At 71.6% G+C, this 3627-nt stretch carries 3 protein-coding genes; 2 read left to right on the top strand and 1 reads right to left on the bottom strand.

What is annotated here, in order from left to right; genetic code table 11:
- The first annotated feature begins 12 nt into the window (after positions 1-12).
- Entirely contained in the window at positions 13-576 is a 564-nt protein-coding gene (locus tag EES42_RS27005; protein ID WP_124720838.1) for a GNAT family N-acetyltransferase, read from the top strand.
- Here EES42_RS27005 and EES42_RS27000 read toward each other — a convergent pair.
- Positions 573-1319 (bottom strand): carbon-nitrogen hydrolase family protein, encoded by a 747-nt coding sequence (locus EES42_RS27000; protein ID WP_124720837.1) that lies wholly within the window; start codon positions 1317-1319, stop codon positions 573-575. The genes EES42_RS27005 and EES42_RS27000 overlap by 4 nt on opposite strands.
- A 431-nt stretch (positions 1320-1750) precedes the next feature.
- Between EES42_RS27000 and asnB the strand changes: the two genes are divergently transcribed.
- Positions 1751-3598 (top strand): asparagine synthase (glutamine-hydrolyzing), encoded by a 1848-nt coding sequence (gene asnB, locus EES42_RS26995; RefSeq protein ID WP_124720836.1) that lies wholly within the window; start codon positions 1751-1753, stop codon positions 3596-3598.
- Positions 3599-3627 lie beyond the last annotated feature (29 nt).

Here is a 3627-nt window from a genome sequence, read left to right as displayed (position 1 = left end):
TAGTCTCGCCGGATGTCCGAGAACCACAATCTGGCCGAGGGACGCCGGGTGGCGATCCGCGCCTACACCCCGGCCGATACCGAGGAGTTCACCACCCGGGCCCGGGAGAGCCGGGAGCTGCACAGTCCCTGGCTCTTCCCGCCCACCGACGCCCGCACGTACGCCGCCTACGCGGGACAACTGATCGACGACCCCACGAAGGCGGGCTTCCTGGTCTGCGAACGCGGCGACGGCAGCGGGCCCGCAGGCAGAATCGCGGGGTTCATCAACATCAACAACATCGTCATCGGCGCGTTCCGCTGCGGCGCCCTCGGCTACGGCGCCTTCGCCCACGCGGCGGGCCGCGGCCTGATGACCGAAGGCCTGGACCTGGTCCTGCGGTACGCCTTCGGCCAGCTCGGCCTGCACCGCCTCGAAGCCAACATCCAGCCCGGCAACGAGGGCTCGCTCGCCCTCGTCCGCCGGGCCGGTTTCCGTCTCGAAGGGTTCTCGCCGGACTTCCTCCTCATCGACGGAGCCTGGCGCGACCACGAGCGGTGGGCCGTCACGGCCGAGATGGTGGGCGGGCAACTCTAGGGGCGACGGGCCCCGGCCGGGCCCTCGCCCACGCTCGTGGACACCATGGCGCCGGCCTCGGGCCCGGCCTGCACGACCGCCGTCCCGTCCGGTGCCCAGATGCCCGAGCCGCCCGACGTCCGGTCGTATGCCCCGCTCGGGCCTGCCGAGGTGGCCAGCACCACCCACACCCCGTGGGAGAGTGCCGTCCGGCTCATGTGGCCGTCGCGGCGGGCGGCCTGTTCGGGGCCGGGGCCGTAGAGGGTGCTCGCCACATAGGCGTCGATGCCCAGCGCGGCGGTCTCGGCGGCGTGTCCGGGGACCGCGGCGTCGTAACACACCGCGAGCCCCAGCCGATGCCCGTCGACCACCATGACCTGTGGCTTCTCGCCGGGGGCGAACCGGTCGGACTCCGCGCCGTGCAGCCACATCTTGCCGTACACGAAACGGGCGCCCGCTCCCGTGACGGCCAGTGTGCCGAGGTGCTCACGGCCGTCCGGGGCCCGCACCGGAGCACCGGCCAGGGCCGTCGCTCCCGTCTCACGGCATGCCGTGACGAGGGGGCGCAGACGCGGGTCGTCGGGGGAGACGGCCTCGGCGGTGAGGTCGTAGCCGGTGAGCGAGAGCTCCGGGAAGACGACCAGACGGGCCTTCGAACGTCGGACCGCCTCCGCGTGGGCGGCGGAGTTGGCGGCTACGTCGAGCGGAACGCAGACCGGCTGGGCGACGGCGACGGTGAGCGGCGCGGGAACGGATGCGGGCACGGGTACTCCGGATCAGGTGGGCGGCCGGGCCCTTTGCGGTGGGCCGTCCTGGAAAGACCGCAGGTCATCAGCCTATCGGGCGGGTACCGGGCGGTATCGGCGGGCGGGGTGGGGGGCGGGTTCGGTTGTTCCGGCTGCCGTGCCCGGGCATCTGCCGACCGGCCCGGTCCACCCCACCGGCCCACCGGGTTGGGCAAGTCTTTGCCGATGGCCGATTCCGGTAGCCCCGCAGGGCCCACGAGCCGCTCCCGCACGGGTTCCGGAGCGCGGTGCCACGTACAGGAACCGGAAAACCGCGGCCGAAAGTATGGGGGCGCACCACCGTCCAGGTAACGACCGTGTTGACCGTACGCAATCGCAGGCAGACGCTCGTCATATAGCTGCTAAATACAACTGGTTCTGCCGGGCGGGACCGGATCGGGAGGACGGATATGTGTGGCATCACCGGCTGGGTCTCCTTCGACCATGATCTGCGGGCGGCGGAGGCGGCCGCGACGCTGGATGCGATGACGGAGACCATGGCCTGCCGGGGCCCCGACGACCGGGGGACCTGGACCGACGGGAACGCCTCGCTCGGACACCGGCGGCTCGCGATCATCGACCTGCCCGGCGGACGCCAGCCCATGACCGTCGACACCCCCGAGGGGCCGGTCGCCCTCGTCTACTCCGGCGAGGCCTACAACTTCACCGAGCTTCGCGGCGAACTGACCGCCCGCGGACACCGGTTCTCCACCGAATCGGACACCGAGGTCGTGCTGCGCGGCTACCTGGAGTGGGGCGAGGCCCTCGCCGAGCGGCTCAACGGCATGTACGCCTTCGCGCTCTGGGACGGTCGCCACGGCCGGCTCGTCATGATCCGCGACCGGATGGGCGTCAAGCCCTTCTACTACTGGCCGACGCCCGACGGTGTGCTCTTCGGCTCGGAGCCCAAGGCCATCCTCGCCAACCCGCTGGCCCGGCCCCGGGTGACCCTGGACGGGCTGCGGGAGCTGTTCACCATGGTCAAGACCCCGGGCCATGCCGTATGGGACGGCATGCACGAGGTGGAGCCCGGCACGGTCGTCACCGTGGACCGCGGCGGGCTGCGCCGGCACGTCTACTGGCGGCTGGAGACCCGCCCGCACACCGACGACCGGGACACCACGATCGCCACCGTACGGTCACTGCTCGACGACATCGTCCGCCGCCAGCTGGTCTCCGACGTACCCCGCTGCGTCCTGCTCTCCGGCGGACTCGACTCCTCGGCCGTCACCGCGCTCTCCGCCGGGCAGCTGGCCGAGAGCGGCGAGAAGGTCCGCACCTTCGCCGTCGACTTCGTGGGACGCACCGAGCACTTCATCGCCGACGAGCTGCGCACCACCCCCGACACCCCGTTCGTGCACGATGTGGCCCAGCGGTCGGGCACCCTGCACCGGGACATCGTGCTCGACCCCGACACCCTCGCCGACCCGGAGGTACGGGCCCGGATGATCCGCGCCCGGGACCTCCCCATGGGCCTCGGGGACATGGACGCCTCGCTCTATCTGCTCTTCCGGGCCATCCGTGAACACTCGACCGTCGCACTGTCCGGCGAGTCCGCCGACGAGGTCTTCGGCGGCTACCTCCAGTTCTTCGACGAGCAGGCCCGTACCGCCGACACCTTCCCCTGGCTGGTCCGGATGGCCGAGCACTTCGGCGAGGACTCGGACGTGCTCCGGGAGGACCTCGGCCGGGCTCTCGACCTGCAGGGCTACGTCCGCAGCAGTTATGAGACCGCCGTCGCCGGCATCGAACGGCTCACCGGCGAGAGCGACTTCGAGTACCGCATGCGCAGGATCTGCCACCTCCACCTGACCCGCTTCGTACGCGTCCTGCTCGACCGCAAGGACCGGGCGAGCATGGCGGTCGGCCTGGAGGTCCGGGTGCCGTTCTGCGACCACCGGCTCGTCGAGTACGTCTACAACGCGCCCTGGGCCCTGAAGTCCTTCGACGGCAGGGAGAAGAGCCTGCTGCGCGAGGCCACCGCCGATGTGCTGCCCCGGTCGGTGTACGACCGGACCAAGAGCCCCTATCCGTCGACCCAGGACCCCAAGTACGCCATGGCCCTCCAGGGGTACGCCCGCGAGCTGCTCGCCCGTCCGGACCACCGGGTCTTCGAACTCGTCGACCGGGACCGGCTCCGCCGGGCCGCCGACCACCACGCGCCCCAGGTCACCTCGGCGTCCCGCCGCGGCCTGGAACGAACCCTGGACCTCGCCACGTGGCTCGACCTGTACGAACCCGAGCTGATCCTCGGTTGAGCGGACCGCCCCGGACGCGGCGCCCGCCC

Source organism: Streptomyces sp. ADI95-17 (genome assembly GCF_003846175.1).
Taxonomy (GTDB): Bacteria; Actinomycetota; Actinomycetes; order Streptomycetales; family Streptomycetaceae; genus Streptomyces; species Streptomyces sanglieri.
This window is presented reverse-complemented; position numbering and strand designations above follow the sequence as displayed.

What these genes read in the sequence shown, in the direction of transcription:
- EES42_RS27005 (WP_124720838.1), top strand. Translation starts at nt 13, where the DNA reads ATGTCCGAGAACCACAATCTGGCCGAGGGACGCCGGGTGGCGATCCGC.
- asnB (WP_124720836.1), top strand. Translation starts at nt 1,751, where the DNA reads ATGTGTGGCATCACCGGCTGGGTCTCCTTCGACCATGATCTGCGGGCG.